The 14,776-nt window shown below is 69.1% G+C and carries 14 protein-coding genes; 10 read left to right on the plus strand and 4 right to left on the minus strand.

Going from position 1 to position 14,776, the window contains the following annotated elements; translation table 11 throughout:
- Window positions 1–46 precede the first annotated feature (46 nt).
- Together AB0J71_RS30425 and AB0J71_RS30430 are read left to right on the plus strand one after the other, a co-directional pair.
- Window positions 47–781 (plus strand): SDR family oxidoreductase, encoded by a 735-nt coding sequence (locus AB0J71_RS30425; RefSeq protein WP_364417202.1) that lies wholly within the window; start codon window positions 47–49, stop codon window positions 779–781.
- Window positions 782–977: 196 nt separating this feature from the next.
- Window positions 978–1,184, plus strand: coding sequence for a 4-oxalocrotonate tautomerase family protein (locus AB0J71_RS30430; RefSeq protein WP_352328851.1), 207 nt, complete (start codon window positions 978–980; stop codon window positions 1,182–1,184).
- A 142-nt stretch (window positions 1,185–1,326) separates the two neighbouring features.
- Here the strand turns inward: AB0J71_RS30430 and AB0J71_RS30435 are convergent, their stop codons facing one another.
- The gene (locus AB0J71_RS30435; protein WP_352328853.1) at window positions 1,327–1,926 is read right to left on the minus strand and encodes a TetR/AcrR family transcriptional regulator; all 600 of its coding nucleotides are present in this window, start codon (window positions 1,924–1,926) and stop codon (window positions 1,327–1,329) included.
- Window positions 1,927–2,049: 123 nt separating this feature from the next.
- On the opposite strand from AB0J71_RS30435, the gene AB0J71_RS30440 reads away from it, so the two are divergent.
- Together AB0J71_RS30440 and AB0J71_RS30445 are read left to right on the plus strand one after the other, a co-directional pair.
- Window positions 2,050–2,790, plus strand: coding sequence for an SDR family oxidoreductase (locus AB0J71_RS30440; protein WP_364417204.1), 741 nt, complete (start codon window positions 2,050–2,052; stop codon window positions 2,788–2,790).
- A gap of 127 nt (window positions 2,791–2,917) precedes the next feature.
- Window positions 2,918–3,667 (plus strand): SDR family oxidoreductase, encoded by a 750-nt coding sequence (locus tag AB0J71_RS30445; protein ID WP_352328857.1) that lies wholly within the window; start codon window positions 2,918–2,920, stop codon window positions 3,665–3,667.
- A gap of 108 nt (window positions 3,668–3,775) precedes the next feature.
- On the opposite strand, the gene rpsA is transcribed toward AB0J71_RS30445, so the two are convergent.
- The 3 genes from rpsA to polA form a co-directional block, all read right to left on the minus strand.
- The gene (rpsA, locus tag AB0J71_RS30450) at window positions 3,776–5,257 is read right to left on the minus strand and encodes a 30S ribosomal protein S1 (RefSeq protein WP_352358288.1); all 1,482 of its coding nucleotides are present in this window, start codon (window positions 5,255–5,257) and stop codon (window positions 3,776–3,778) included.
- A 192-nt stretch (window positions 5,258–5,449) separates the two neighbouring features.
- Window positions 5,450–6,505, minus strand: a complete 1,056-nt coding sequence (locus AB0J71_RS30455; RefSeq protein WP_364417206.1) for a polysaccharide deacetylase family protein — start codon at window positions 6,503–6,505, stop codon at window positions 5,450–5,452.
- Window positions 6,506–6,667: 162 nt separating this feature from the next.
- Window positions 6,668–9,358: a DNA polymerase I gene (gene polA, locus AB0J71_RS30460; RefSeq protein WP_352328459.1), complete on the minus strand. Its 2,691-nt coding sequence runs from the start codon at window positions 9,356–9,358 to the stop codon at window positions 6,668–6,670.
- Window positions 9,359–9,438: 80 nt separating this feature from the next.
- Between polA and AB0J71_RS30465 the strand changes: the two genes are divergently transcribed.
- The 6 genes from AB0J71_RS30465 to AB0J71_RS30490 all read left to right on the plus strand — a co-directional run bounded on the left by AB0J71_RS30465 (window position 9,439) and on the right by AB0J71_RS30490 (window position 14,718).
- Window positions 9,439–9,840, plus strand: coding sequence for a hotdog fold thioesterase (locus tag AB0J71_RS30465; RefSeq protein WP_352328462.1), 402 nt, complete (start codon window positions 9,439–9,441; stop codon window positions 9,838–9,840).
- Window positions 9,841–10,359: 519 nt separating this feature from the next.
- Window positions 10,360–11,520 (plus strand): branched-chain amino acid ABC transporter permease, encoded by a 1,161-nt coding sequence (locus tag AB0J71_RS30470; RefSeq protein ID WP_364417208.1) that lies wholly within the window; start codon window positions 10,360–10,362, stop codon window positions 11,518–11,520.
- A 16-nt stretch (window positions 11,521–11,536) separates the two neighbouring features.
- Complete coding sequence (locus tag AB0J71_RS30475; protein ID WP_364390627.1) at window positions 11,537–12,535, plus strand: branched-chain amino acid ABC transporter permease; 999 nt, start codon at window positions 11,537–11,539, stop codon at window positions 12,533–12,535.
- Complete coding sequence (locus tag AB0J71_RS30480; RefSeq protein ID WP_364417210.1) at window positions 12,525–13,463, plus strand: ABC transporter ATP-binding protein; 939 nt, start codon at window positions 12,525–12,527, stop codon at window positions 13,461–13,463. The genes AB0J71_RS30475 and AB0J71_RS30480 overlap by 11 nt, the downstream gene beginning before the upstream one ends.
- Window positions 13,460–14,257, plus strand: coding sequence for an ABC transporter ATP-binding protein (locus AB0J71_RS30485; RefSeq protein ID WP_352331023.1), 798 nt, complete (start codon window positions 13,460–13,462; stop codon window positions 14,255–14,257). Before AB0J71_RS30480 ends, AB0J71_RS30485 begins: the two co-directional genes overlap by 4 nt.
- Before the next feature lie 59 nt (window positions 14,258–14,316).
- Complete coding sequence (locus AB0J71_RS30490; RefSeq protein WP_352331021.1) at window positions 14,317–14,718, plus strand: hypothetical protein; 402 nt, start codon at window positions 14,317–14,319, stop codon at window positions 14,716–14,718.
- Window positions 14,719–14,776 lie beyond the last annotated feature (58 nt).

Raw genomic sequence — 14,776 nt, forward strand, 5'->3', positions numbered from 1 at the left:
ACCGATACGGACAACTCGTATCACTGCTAGGAGCAAGGAGATTTTCATGAGTGACCAGCGTGTGGCCGTCGTCAGCGGTGGCTCTCGCGGGATAGGCAAGGCGATCGCGGTGGCGCTGGCGGCGCGGGGCTGTGCGGTCGCAGTGGGGTTCCAAGGATCGGTCTCCGCCGCGGCGCAGGTGGTCGAGGAGATCGCGGCGTCCGGCGGCCGGGCGATCCCGGTCCAGGCCGACGTGGCCGACGAGGACGCCGTCGCGGAGATGTTCGAGGCGACGGAGAAGTCCTTCGGCGGGGTCGATGTGGTCGTCAACTCGGCGGGGCGGCTGTCGTTGTCCCCGATCGCCGACCTCGACCTCCACGAGCTGGACGCTCTGCACCGCACCAACATCCGCGGCACGTTCGTGATGGCCCGGGAGGCCGCGCGCCGCGTGCGCGACGGTGGCGCGATCGTCAACCTGTCCACGTCCGTGGTCGGCCTGCAGTTCCCCGGCTACGGGGCGTACGCCGCCAGCAAGGGAGCCGTCGAGGCGATGACCCTGGTGCTCGCCCGGGAGCTGCGCGGGCGGAACATCACGGTCAACGCGGTCGCGCCCGGCCCGACCGCCACCGAACTGTTCCTCGACGGCAAGGACGAGGCGACGATCCAGCAGCTCGCCAAGCAACCGCCGCTGGAACGGCTCGGCACCCCCGAGGACATCGCCGAGGTCGTCGCCTTCCTGGCGAGCCCGGCCGGGCACTGGATCAACGGCCAGGTCGTGCGCGCCAACGGCGGGATCGTCTGATGGCCGCCGCGCGACACGCCGTCGTCGTCACCGGGCCCTCAGCGGGTTCGGCCGGCTGACGGCTTCGGCCGTGACACGAGCGGAGACACCGTCGTCTCCGGCATGAGGCGAATCTCGGACCGCAACGCGCACACCCAGGCATTCACGATCCAAGCCTGCCGCCTCACTCTGAATCCCCACACGAAAGGAAACCGACATGCCATTCGCCAACCTCAAGGTTCCCGCGGACACCCTGACCCCCGAGTCCAAGAAGAAGCTCATCGACGCCGTCACCGACGCCTACGCCGCCGTCTACGGAGAACGAGCCCGGGCCACCACCCTGGTCCTCCTGGAGGAGGTTCCGGACGGCGGCTGGGGTCTGGGTGGCAACATCCTCACCGCGGACATGCTCGGCCGCAGCTGACCCGTCCGGGACGCCGGGCCGCCCCCCGGCCCGGCCTGCCATCGAACCTCGCCCCGGCGCCCCCAGCGCAGAGACCGTCTGACCGGTCACCGACTCGCAGCGAGTGACCACACCCGGGGTCAGGTGGGCCAGAAGCCGCAGGTCAGACGCGGAGGGCGTCGATCAGGGCGTCCACGGCGGCGAGCGCGACGGAGGTGTCGAGCCCTGCGCGGGAGACCAGGGACAGGCCCTGGACGGTGAACAGCAACAGCTGCGCCTGGGCCTCGGGCGTGGCGGTCCGGACGACCTCGCCGTCGGCCTGCGCGCGGCGCAGGGCGTCGGCGACGATCCGGGTGAAGCGGTCGTGCGACCGGGCGACGATCGCGCGGGCCTCGGCGTCCTGCGGAACCAGTTCGGCGGTGGTGTTGCCGATCATGCAGCCTTGCGGCACGCCGGCGTCGGAGGCGTACTCCTGGGTCCGGGCCGGGTTGGCGAGCACCTCGCGCAGCGCCGGCAGCACCGGCCCGGACGCCAGCGCCGCCGTCAGCTCGCGTTCGTAGGTGTCCCAGTACAGCTGGACCGCCGTCAGGTAGAACTGCCGCTTGTCGCCGAAGGCGCCGTACAGGCTGCCCCGCTCCAGATCCAGCGCTTCGACGAGGTCCTGGATGGAGGTCTCTCCGTAGCCCCGCGACCAGAACAGCAGCAGCGCGCGCTGCAGCGCCTGGTCCTTGTCGAATGCGCGAGGGCGCCCTGTCCGTGCCATGTGCCCAGGTTACGACTTTTTGACCGCCTGCACAAAAGTCTGTACGTTGAAGGCCGAGCGACTTATTGAACGGTCGCACAGAAGTCGCCGGGCGCTCGCACCGGCGGAGAAAGGCCGAACCACATGGACTTCCACGGCAAGACGGCGCTGATCACCGGATCGGGCGCCATCGGCGGGCTCGGGCACGCCACGGCGAAGGTGCTCGCCGCCGGCGGGGCGAACGTGATCATCACCGGCACCGACCCGGGCCGCGGCGCCCAGGTCGTGGACGACGTGCGGACCGGCGCGACCGGCACCGCCCGCTTCATCGGCACCGACCTGGCCGACCCGCAGGCCGTGCGGCGGCTGGCCGAGGAGGCCGGGGCGGTGGACATCCTGGTCAACAACGCCGGAGTCGTCCCGTTCAGCGCGACCGCCGACCAGGACCTCGCCGCCTACGACGCGGCCTTCGCGATCAACGTGCGTGCGCCGTTCATCCTGGTCGCCCAGCTCGCGCCGAAGATGGCCGCCGGCGGGGGCGGCAGCATCGTCAACGTCACCTCCACCGCCGCCGGCCTGGGCATGCCGCCGATGGCGGTCTACGGCGCCACCAAGGCAGCGCTGGAGTCCCTGACCCGCGCCTGGGCCGCCGAGTTCGCCGCCTCCGGCGTACGGGTCAACGCCGTGGCGCCCGGCCCGATGGCCACCTCCAAGGTGGTGGCGGTCATGGGCCCGGACGTCGGCGGCATGGGCCTGACGACCGCGCTCAAGCGCGCCGCCGATCCGGCCGAGGTCGCTCGCGTCATCGCCTTCGTCGCCGGCGACCAGGCCAGCTACGTGACCGGCGCCGTCGTGCCCGCCGACGGCGGACGTACCGCCATCTGACCCCGAACGCACCCGCCAGAGCCACGTCCGAAGCACGCGGCCGGCCTCTGGCGGGTGCCTCACGATGGCGGGACGGCCCGTCATCGGCACCACCATGCGCCTTGCGGCAGTCAGGAGGATGACTTTCATGGGTCGTCTCGCAGGAAAGCACGCACTGATCACGGGCGGGACGAGCGGCATCGGGCTGGAGACAGCCCGTCAGTTCCTCGCCGAGGGAGCGACCGTCGCGATCACCGGCCGCTCACGGGAACGGCTGGCCGAGGCCGCCCGGCAGCTGGACGGCCCGCTGCTGCCCGTCGTCAGCGACGCCGGCGACGTCCCCGGCCAGGCGGCGCTCGCGGCGCGGTTGCGGCAGGAATGGCCGAAGCTCGACATCGTGATGAGCAACGCCGCCGACGTCACCCATCTCCCGATCGAGCAATGGACCGAGGAGGCGTTCGACACGCTCGTCGCCACCAATCTCAAGGGGCCGTTCTTCCTGGTCAGAGCGCTTCTTCCGCTCTTGTCACAGCAGGCCTCGATCATTCTCGTCGGCTCGGTCTCCGCCTACGTCGGGCACGAGAACGCGGCGGTCTACGGTGCCGCCAAGGCGGGCCTGCTGTCCCTCTCCCGCGGGCTCACCCATGAGCTGAAGGACCGGGGCATCCGGGTCAACGGGCTGAGCCCGGGGCCGACCCTCACGGACACGTTCAAGTCCCTCGGCCCCGAGCGGCAGGCCGCCATCTACGACGAACTCCGGCAGACCGTGCCCCTGCATCGCATCGGCACCACCACCGAGGTGGCGAAGGCGGCCGTCTACCTGGCCTCCGACGAGTCCGCCTACACCGCCGGCACCGTCCTGCGCGTCGACGGCGGCATCGGGGAACTCGCCTACTGACCTCCGTCTGTCAGCGGCCTGGCAGAGCTCCTCCGCGAGGCCCGTCCCAGAGAAAGGCATGAAAAAGCCCCGCACGGAAACCCGTGCGGGGCTTTTCAAGGCTGAGCCTTAGCTCTGGCCGCCCGCGAGCTTCTCGCGGAGGGCTGCGAGCGCCTCGTCAGAGGCGAGCGCGCCGCTGGCCGGAGCCGACGACGAGCTGCCCGACGGAGGAGCGGTCTCGCCGCTGTAGGACGAGGGAGCGGCCTCGCCGGCCTCCGCCTCGGCCTTGCGGGCCTCCTCGATCTGCTTGCGGTGAGCCTCGAAGCGCGTCTGGGCCTCGGCGTACTGCCGCTCCCACTCCTCACGCTGCTTGTCGAAGCCCTCGAGCCACTCCCCGGTCTCCGGGTCGAAGCCCTCGGGGTAGATGTAGTTGCCCTGGTCGTCGTACGTGGCCGCCATGCCGTAGAGGGTCGGGTCGAACTCGACCTCGGTGCCGACACCCTCGTTGGCCTGCTTCAGCGAGAGGCTGATGCGACGACGGTCGAGGTCGATGTCGATGATCTTCACGAAGATCTCGTCGCCGACCTGGACGACCTGCTCCGGGATCTCCACGTGGCGCTCGGCCAGCTCGGAGATGTGGACCAGGCCCTCGATGCCCTCCTCGACCCGGACGAACGCACCGAACGGCACCAGCTTGGTGACGCGGCCCGGCACGACCTGGCCGATCTGGTGGGTACGGGCGAACTGCTGCCACGGGTCTTCCTGCGTGGCCTTGAGCGACAGGGAGACGCGCTCGCGCTCCATGTCGACGTCGAGGACCTCGACCGTGACCTCCTGGCCCACCTCGACGACCTCGGACGGGTGGTCGATGTGCTTCCAGGACAGCTCGGACACGTGGACCAGACCGTCGACCCCGCCGAGGTCGACGAAGGCGCCGAAGTTGACGATCGAAGAGACGACGCCCTTGCGGACCTGGCCCTTCTGCAGGGTGTTGAGGAACGTCTGGCGAACCTCGGACTGCGTCTGCTCCAGCCAGGCGCGGCGGGAGAGAACCACGTTGTTGCGGTTCTTGTCGAGTTCGATGATCTTCGCCTCGAGCTCGCGGCCGACGTACGGCTGCAGATCGCGGACGCGTCGCATCTCGACCAGGGAGGCGGGGAGGAAGCCGCGCAGGCCGATGTCGAGGATGAGACCACCCTTGACGACCTCGATGACGGTACCGGTGACGATGCCGTCCTCGTCCTTGATCTTCTCGATCGTGCCCCAGGCGCGCTCGTACTGGGCGCGCTTCTTGGACAGGATCAGGCGGCCCTCTTTGTCCTCCTTCTGGAGAACCAGGGCCTCGACGTGCTCCCCGACCTCCACGACGTCAGCAGGGTCGACATCGTGCTTGATCGAAAGCTCGCGCGAGGGGATGACACCCTCGGTCTTGTAGCCGATATCGAGAAGGACCTCGTCTCGATCGACCTTGACGACGGTGCCCTCGACGATGTCGCCGTCGTTGAAGTATTTGATGGTCTCGTCGATCGCTGCGAGGAAGGCTTCCTCGGACCCGATGTCGTTGACCGCTACCTGCGGGGTGCTCGAGGTGGCCTCAGTGCTGGACGTCATGTGTGGAATTGCTCCGAACGCGGACAGGATGTCGATGTGGCGGATGCGCGGCAGGCCCTCTTCCGCATCAAGCCGAGGAATTACGACATCGACGTGACCGAGCGCGAGCCCGCTCCGTCTGAGGCGCGCGCGAGCCCACAGCGCAGCGATCAGCATATGAGACCTTGGCCACGGGGTCAATCCGGAGGCACATCAGTACGCGATGATCTGGGACTCCCGCTTGGGGTTGATATTACCCCGTAGTCCGCGCGGGACGGAGATCCGCGTGGGATCGCCGTCCGAGACGTAGCGCTCGCCGGGGTGCTTGTTCAGCCACTCCAGCCAGTACTGCGAGCACCACTTGCGGCACTCTCCCCGCTTGCCGTTGCTCTGGATCCGCTGGATCGCCCCACGGTCGAACTCTTTCGCGAAGGGCGAAAGGGACGGCTGGGCCCCGGCGAGGAACACGCCCGCGAAATCATAGCGGGTCCCGTCCCAGGAGCCGGTACGGGCGAGCTTCTTGGGCCGCGGCAGCGACCCGTACGGCAGGGCCAGGGTCCTGTCCGGCGGCGCCCCCAGCTTCTTGAGCAGACGCTCCAGCCGGACGATCTGCTCGCGCACCTTCTTCTTGCCCAGCCGCCGCAGGTCCGGATGGGACCAGGTGTGGTTGGCGACCTCGAAGCCGTGATCGACCAGCCACCGCACCGCGGCCGCCTGCCGCTCCGGGTCGCGCAGCCCGAACGGCTCACGGTTGATCCAGAACGTCGCGGCCGGCCGGAACGAGGGGTATCGGGCGGCCACGTCGAGGATCACGCCGACGGCGGTGTCGGGCTCGGGGTTGCCCGCGTCGTCGAGCGCGAAGTGGCTCGGATGACCGTCGTCGAACGTCAGCACGACCGGGAAGCGCCCGGCCGGCACCCGGATGTCGCCGGTGGCGAACTCCCTGGCCGTGATGGGCACGTAGCCCTGCCTGGCCAGCTTCTCCAGCTCCTGCCTGAGCTGGGCGGGGGTGCGGTCGATGGAGGCCACGCGCTTGCGCAGGATCCGGTGGTACATGATGATCGGCACCATGCCCGCCTCGTTGGCGCGCACCTGCCGGGCGAAGCCGGGGGTGGCGACCACGCCCGGAGGCTGGGAGGTGTCCTGGGGCTGCCCCTGCGGGGGTGAGACGGGGGCGATCACGCCGACCCGGGCCGACGCCTGGGTAGTAGGAGTCTCACCGTCGGGTAAGAGACTCAGCCCGACGACGGCCACGGTCACCACGGCCACGTTCGCGATTGCGATGATCCGCGTGAAGGACGCTGGTACCCGCACAAAACTCCCGGCATCTCGGCCAAAACTGTCTTCAGCGTAGACGAGAAGCCCCGGAGACGGCGGGGCCACGCCGTTCGCGATATGTCGGACTGCCCCGCCGTGTCGGGATAAACATCGTCAGTGGCCGGCGTCCTGCCACGTACGCCCGACGCCCACCGAGACCTCCAGCGGAACGCGCAGGTGGTAGGCGGCGTTCATCTGGTCGCACACGAGCTGCCGCAGCGTCTCCAGCTCGCCCGGCGCGACCTCGAACACCAGCTCGTCGTGGACCTGCAGCAACATCCGCGAGGCCAGCCCCTCCTCGGCGATGGCCTGGTGGACGTGGAGCATGGCGACCTTGATGATGTCGGCCGCCGAGCCCTGGATGGGGGCGTTGAGCGCCATGCGCTCGGCCATCTCCCTGCGCTGGCGGTTGTCGCTGGTCAGGTCGGGCAGGTAGCGGCGGCGGCCCATGATCGTCTCGGTGTAGCCGTCGGTGCGCGCCTGGGCCACGATGGCCTGCAGGAAGTCGCGCACGCCGCCGAACTCGGTGAAGTACTCCTCCTTCAGCGCCCGCGCCTCCGAGACCGGGATGTTGAGCTGCCCGGACAGGCCGAAGTCGGACAGGCCGTAGGCCAGGCCGTAGTTCATCGCCTTGATGCGCGCCCGCAGCTCGCTGTCGATCTGCTCGGGCGGCAGGTCGAACACCCGGGCCGCGGTGGCCTGGTGGAAGTCGTGGCCGGACTCGAAGGCCTCGATCAGCGACTCGTCGCCGGACAGGTGGGCCATGATGCGCAGCTCGATCTGGCTGTAGTCGGCCGTCAGCAGCCGCTCGTAGCCCTCGCCGACCACGAAGCCCTGCCGGATGCGGCGGCCCTCGGCGGTGCGGATCGGGATGTTCTGCAGGTTGGGCTTCTCCGACGACAGGCGGCCGGTGGCGGCGATGATCTGGTTGAACGTGGTGTGGATGCGCCCGTCGTCGCCGACCTCCTTGATCAGGCCCTCGACCGTGGTGCGCAGCTTCTGCTGGTCGCGGTGGCGCAGCATGATCGTCGGCAGCTCGTGCTCGGTCTGGGTGGCGAGCCAGGCGAGCTGGTCGGCGTCGGTGCTGTAGCCGGTCTTGATCTTCTTGGTCTTCGGCAGGTTGAGCCGGGTGAACAGGATCTCCTGGAGCTGCTTGGGCGAGCCCAGGTTGAACTGCTCGCCGACGGAGCGGTGGGCCTCCTCCACGGCGTGCTTGACGGCGGCGCCGAACTCGGCCTCCAGGCCCGCGAAGTATTCGCTGTCGACGGCGATGCCGGCCCGCTCCATCTCGGCCAGCACCGACAGCAGCGGCAGCTCGACGTCGGCCAGGAGCTGGGTGCCGCCGCGGCCGGCCAGGAAGCCCTCCAGGGAGTCGGCCAGCTCGCGCACGGCGTGGGCGCGCAGCGCGAGGTCTTTGGCCGGCGCGTCCTCGTCGTCGCCGAACAGGGCGGCCTGGCCGCCGGACTCCTCCTCGGCCCGCAGGTCGCGGTGGAGGTAGCGCCTGGCCAGGTCTTCCAGTGCGAACGTGCGCTGGCCCGGCATGGCGAGGTAGGCGGCCAGCGCGGTGTCGCAGCTCAGGCCGCGCAGCTCCATGCCCTGGGCCCACAGGGCCAGGATCGGCCCCTTGGCGTCGTGGACGGCCTTGGGCCTGCTCTCGTCGCCCAGCCAGGCTCGCAGCGCCGCCTCGTCGGCCTCGGTGAGCTTGACGGGGTCGATGTGCGCGGCGGTGCCGTCGGGCGACGCGACGGCGATGCCGTCGATGCGGCCCGAGCCGCTGCCGTAGGAGCCCTTGAAGGCCAGCCCGGCGCGGCCCTGCGGGAGCGCCGCCAGCCAGCCGGCCACCCGGTCGGGGCCGAGGATGACGGTCTCGACCTCGAAGCCCTGCTCGGGCTCGGCCTCGCCGGTGCCGAGCACCTTGAAGACGCGCTCGCGCAGCTCGCCGCGGATCTGCAGGGTGTCGAACAGCTTGTTGATCTCCTCGCGCTCCCACGCGCCCTGGGTGAGGTCGCCGAGCTCGACGTCGAGCGGCACGTCGCGCAGCAGCTCGGTCAGGCGGCGGTTCATCAGCACCTGGGCGACGTGCTCGCGCAGCTTGTCGCCGACCTTGCCCTTGACCTCGTCGACGCGGTCGACCAGCGCGGTGAGGGAGCCGAACTCGCGCACCCACTTGGCCGCGGTCTTCTCGCCGACGCTGGGGATGGACAGCAGGTTGTCGCTGGGGTCGCCGCGCAGGGCGGCGAAGTCGGGGTACTGGGCCGGGGTCAGGCCGTACTTCTCCTCGACCGCCTCGGGGGTGAACCTGGTCATGTCGCTGATGCCGCGGCGCGTCATCAGCACGGTGACGTGCTCGTCGACGAGTTGCAGGGCGTCACGGTCGCCGGTGACGATCAGGACGTTCATGCCCTCGGCGGCCGCGCGGGTGGCCAGGGTGGCGATGAGGTCGTCGGCCTCGAAGCCCGCCTTGGACAGGTGCGGGATGCGCAGCGTGTCGAGCAGCTCGTAGATGAGCTGCATCTGGCCGCGGAAGTCTTCGGGGGTCTCGCTCCGGTTGGCCTTGTAGTCGGAGTACTCCTCGTGGCGGAACGTCGGCTCCGACCGGTCGAAGGCCACCGCCACGTGGGTCGGCTGCTCGTCGCGCAGGATGTTCGTCAGCATCGAGGTGAACCCGTAGACCGCCTCGGTGTGCTGACCGTCGGTGGTCATGAGGTTGGCGTCTTTGAGCGCGTAGAAGGCGCGGTAGGCCAGGGAATGCCCGTCAAGCAGCAACAGGCACGGGCGGCTGGGGGTCACTTCACTCTTCGGCACGTACGCAGCCTAGTCTGCGTCAACGACAGAAAACCCGAGCTCGGAAGAGTGGAGACATCCCCTTGACGCAGACCGATCCGCTGGACTTCTCCGCGTACGGCGCGGTGCACGAAGGCACGCTGGCCCACCGCATGGGCATCGAGTTCGTCGAGGCCGGGCCCGAGCGCGTCGTCGGCAGGATGCCGGTCGAGGGCAACACCCAGCCCTACGGCCTGCTGCACGGCGGCGCGTCGGCGGTGCTGGCCGAGACGCTGGGCTCGGTGGCCGCGGCGATCCACGCCGGCCCCGGCCGCATCGCCGTCGGCATCGAGATCAACGCCACCCACCACCGCTCGGCGACCTCCGGGTACGTGACGGGGGTCGCGACGCGGTTGCACGGCGGACGCACTTTGGCGACGTACGACATCGAGATCACCGACGAGGAGGGACGGCGGGTGTGCACCTCCAGGCTGACGTGCATGCTGCGCGACCAGCGCCCCTGACGTCACTTTGACCGAACCTTTGCGCAGCGGCCCCAACGATCGCTACGGTTGTCCGAACAGAGCCCGCGGGGAGGCCCGGTAGATAACGTGTACGGCCGGGGAAGCCTTACATGGCCCCAAAGGCCGCTCCGCGGGCTCGTCCACGTTTTCTCCCCATCGTTACCGTTTCGTTTTCGGCGCAAGCCAGGCGTCTTCCCTCATTTAGCCCCTGACCTGCCGCGTTGTTTGCTCACATGTGTGGCACACGCATGTCACTAATTGGTGACGAACCATACTGAAACGGGCGTCTGCGGAATAAGCTCCCGCCATTGCATCCCAGTTGTGCCTGCGATGCTCGCGTGTCGAGATGGAGGGGTACAACCCCGCCTTGACCTATTTGAGGGAGCACCATTGCGCAGAGCCGTGATCGCGTTCACGGCCTTCCTGGGTGGACTCATCTTCCTGCTGGCCAGTCCCGCGCAGGCGGGGCCGGCCGGATGCCAGGGTTTGAAGGGGACGCTCAAACTCCAAGGCCAGCCAGTGAACGGCGTCAAAATCGTCGTGACCACCGAGGGCGGACAACCCGTCAAGGAGGTCACAACCAACGCACAGGGCACGTGGGAAGTTCCTACCGACAAGGGCAAGTTCAAGGTCACCCTTGACCCGAACTCCCTTCCGAAGAACGCCGAGGTGCGCGGTGGCAGCAACGTGCGCACGCCGACCGTCTTCGAGGGCAACTGCTCGACCGTGCTGTTCGCGTTGCAGGCCAAGGGTGTCGCCGGGCAGCCGCAGGGAGACGACGGGAGCGGGGAGAGCAGCGTCTGGGACACCGCGGCGCAGCTCGCCTTCGAGGGCCTCAACCTCGGGCTGATCATCGCCCTGGCCGCGCTCGGCCTGTCGCTGATCTACGGCACGACCGGCCTGACCAACTTCGCCCACGGCGAGCTGGTCACGCTCGGCGCGGTGCTGGCGTACATGTTCAACGTGGGCTTCGGCCTCCATCTCATACCCGCCGCGGTGCTCGCCGTGGCGCTGGGCGGCGCGTTCGGCTACGCCCAGGACCGCCTCTTCTGGGGCCAGCTGCGCAAACGCGGCACCGGCATCGTCGCCATGATGATCGTCTCCATCGGCGTCGCGCTGGTCATGCGCTACGTCATGCTGATCTTCTTCGGCGGCCAGAACGAGGCCTACGCCCAGTACACGGCCCAGCCGGGCATCGAGTTCGGGCCGATCTCCGCGGCGCCCAAGAACTTCGTGGCGATGGGCATCGAGCTGGCCGTGCTGCTCCTGGTCGGCTTCGCGCTGCTGCGCACCCGTACCGGCAAGGCGGCCAGGGCCGTGTCGGACAACCCCGCGCTCGCGGCCTCGTCCGGCATCAACGTCGACCGGGTCATCCGGATCATCTGGACCCTGGGCGGCGCCATCGCGGCGCTGGCCGGCATCATGCTCGGGCTCTCCCAGAACCTGAAGTACACGATGGGCCAGGACATCCTGCTGCTCATCTTCGCCGGCGTCACGCTCGGCGGGCTCGGCACCGCCTTCGGCGCGCTGGTCGGCTCGCTGGTGGTCGGCCTGTTCATCCAGGTCTCCACCCTGTGGGTGCCGCCGGAGCTCAAGAGCGTCGGCGCGCTGGTCGTGCTCATCATCGTGCTCCTCGTCCGGCCCCAGGGCATCCTGGGCCGCCGCGAGCGAATCGGCTGATCGGGGGAGGATCAGAATGGACTGGATCACGATCATCAGCACGACGCTGAAGTCCGCGGTCGGCGTCGAGACCGTGCTGTACGCGCTCGCCGCGATCGGCATCAACATCCAATTCGGCTACACCGGCCTGCTCAACTTCGGCCAGGCGGCGTTCATGGGCGTGGCCGGCTACGGCCTGGCCGTCACCGTCACCGTCATGGGCCTGCCGTTCTGGGTCGGCATCATCGTCGGCCTGCTCGCCGCGGTGCTCCTGGCGATCCTGCTCGGCATCCCGACCCTCCAGCTGCGCGCCGACTACCTGGCCATCGTGACCATCGCGGCGGCCGAGATCGTCCGGCTGGTGTTCCGCTCGGTGGCGTTCAAGAGCGTCTTCGGCGGCTCGGACGGCCAGCGCGGCTTCTCCGACGGCTTCTACGCGCTCAACCCCTACCCCGAGGGCCAGTACGGCTTCAACCTCGGTTCCATCCCCCTGTTCTTCAACCACCGGGTGTTGTGGGTGCTGACCGTCGGCTGGGTGCTCATCGCCCTGTGCTGCGGGCTGGTCTACCTGCTGATGAAGAGCCCGTGGGGCCGTGTGCTCAAGGCCATCCGCGAGGACGAGGACGCCGTGCGCAGCCTCGGCAAGAACGTCTTCTCCTACAAGATGCAGTCGCTCATCCTGGGCGGCGTCGTGGGCTGCCTGGGCGGCTTCATCTACGGCCTGGCCTACGCCTCGGTCCAGCCCGACATCTTCGGCACCGAGACCACGTTCTACGCGTACACGATGGTCATCCTCGGCGGCGCCGCCCGCGTGCTCGGTCCCGTCGTGGGCGCGTCGATCTTCTGGGTGCTGCTCGTCCTGATCTACGGCGTGCTGTCCGAGGCCGTCGGCGCCGGGATCATCACCTTCATGGACACGAATCAGGTGGGCGCCGTCCGCTGGATCCTGGTCGGCCTGGGTCTCGTCCTGTTGCTCATCTTCCGGCCACAGGGCATCTTCGGCGACAAGAGGGAGATAGCAATCAATGCACGCTGAAACCACGGCCACCGAGCGCAAGGCCGCGGCGCTGGCCGCCTTCAAGGACCTGGCCCGCGACCCGGGCGTGCCGAAGCCGGACCCGATCCTCACCGTCGACAACGTCGTGCGCCGCTTCGGCGGCCTGACCGCGGTCGAGGTCGGCCACGTCGAGATCCAGCGGGGTTCCATCACCGCGCTGATCGGCCCCAACGGCGCCGGCAAGACGACCTTCTTCAACCAGCTCACCGGCTTCGACACGGCCGACTCCGGCTCGTGGACGTTAAACGGGCGCAGCATGAGCGGGGTGCCGGCCCACAAGGTCGCCCGCGCCGGCATGGTGCGCACCTTCCAGCTCACCAAAGCGCTGTCCCGCCTGACCGTCATGGAGAACATGCGCCTGGGCGCCCAGCGGCAGAAGGGCGAGACGTTCTGGCGGGCGCTCATCCCGTCGATGTGGCGCGGCCAGGAGGACGAGATCACCGCCCGCGCCGAGGAGCTCCTCGAACGCTTCAAGCTCGGCGCCAAGCGGGACGACTTCGCCGGCTCGTTGTCCGGCGGCCAGCGCAAGCTGCTGGAGATGGCCCGCGCCCTCATGGTCCAGCCGGAGCTGGTCATGCTGGACGAGCCCATGGCGGGGGTGAACCCGGCCCTGACCCAGTCGCTGCTCGGCCACGTCAAGGACCTGCGCGAGCAGGGCATGACGGTGCTGTTCGTCGAGCACGACATGGACATGGTCCGCGACATCAGCGACTGGGTGATCGTCATGGCGCAGGGCGCCGTGATCGCCGAGGGCCCGCCCGACACGATCATGTCGGACGAGCGCGTGATCGACGCCTACCTCGGCGCCCACCACGACGCCCCGCTCTCGGACACCGAACTGGAGTCGCAGCTCCACGAGGCCGAGGCGGCCCTGGAGGCCGAGATCGAAGAGGAGACGCAGAAGTGAGCGACGCCCCCGAGGCCGCCCCCGAGTCGCAGGCGGCCGTCACCGACCGCACTGCGCACCTGGAGGGCGCCGAAGACGCCGTGCTGCGGTGCGACGAGCTGATCGCCGGCTACCTGCCGGGCGTCAACATCCTCAACGGCTCCGACCTCTACGTCAAAGAGGGCGAGCTGATCGGCATCATCGGCCCCAACGGCGCCGGCAAGTCGACGCTGCTGAAGGCCATGTTCGGGCTGGTCAACATCCGCAGCGGCACGGTGCTGCTCAAGGGTGAGAACATCACGAACATGAAGGCGCACTCGCTGGTCTCCCGCGGCGTCGGCTACGTGCCGCAGACCAACAACGTCTTCCCCAGCCTCACCATCGAGGAGAACCTGGAGATGGGCGCCTTCCAGGTGCCCGGCAAGTTCAAGGAGCGCTTCGAGTTCGTCGCCGAGCTCTTCCCGGCGCTCAAGGAGCGGCGCAAGCAGCGCGCGGGCTCCCTGTCCGGCGGTGAGCGGCAGATGGTGGCCATGGCCAGGGCGCTCATGACCGAGCCGTCGGTGCTGCTGCTGGACGAGCCGTCGGCGGGCCTGTCGCCCAAGCTCCAGGACCTGGTCTTCATCCAGGCCCAGCAGATCAACAAGGCGGGCGTGACGGTGATCATGGTGGAGCAGAACGCCCGCCGCTGCCTGCAGATCTGCCACCGCGGCTACGTGCTCGACCAGGGCCGCAACGCCTACACCGGCACCGGCAGGCAGCTCGCCAACGACCCCAAGGTCATCGAGCTGTACCTGGGCACGCTGGCCAAGGCGTAACCGAATCGAACGGAGAAGGGGCTCCCCCGGGGTCCCTTCTCCGTTTTTTAATGAACGCTGTGAAACGAATGCTGACAGTGGCGCTCGTCCTGCCCGTCCTGCTCGTCGGCTGCCAGGAGGACGCCTCCTCGGCGCAGCGGTACAGCACCGGCGGCGACCCGACCGACAGCCCGTGCGCGCGCGTGGTCTCGGCCATCGGGTACGCCGGCCTGATGCTCAAGCCGAAGGGCCAGGAGGAGCAGCAGTACTTCGAGGACGCCGTCATCGGCCGGCTGGCCGAGCTGCGCGGCATCACGCTCCAGTTCGGCGACCGGCTGCCGGCCTCGCTGCACGACGCCGTCCAGAGCGTCGAGGCGGCCACCGCGGGCCTGTCCAGGAACGACGTGCCGCACGCGCGGCAGGTCGCGTTGCTGCGGCAGTACCGGGCCGCCGCCGACCAGATCGTGGCCGGCTGCGCATGACGGAAGGGCCCGGTCCGCGCGGACCGGGCCCTTCTCGAAGGGTGCTGCGGGAGGCCGA

The organism is Nonomuraea sp. NPDC049637 (assembly GCF_040675235.1).
In the GTDB taxonomy this organism is placed as follows: domain Bacteria; phylum Actinomycetota; class Actinomycetes; order Streptosporangiales; family Streptosporangiaceae; genus Nonomuraea.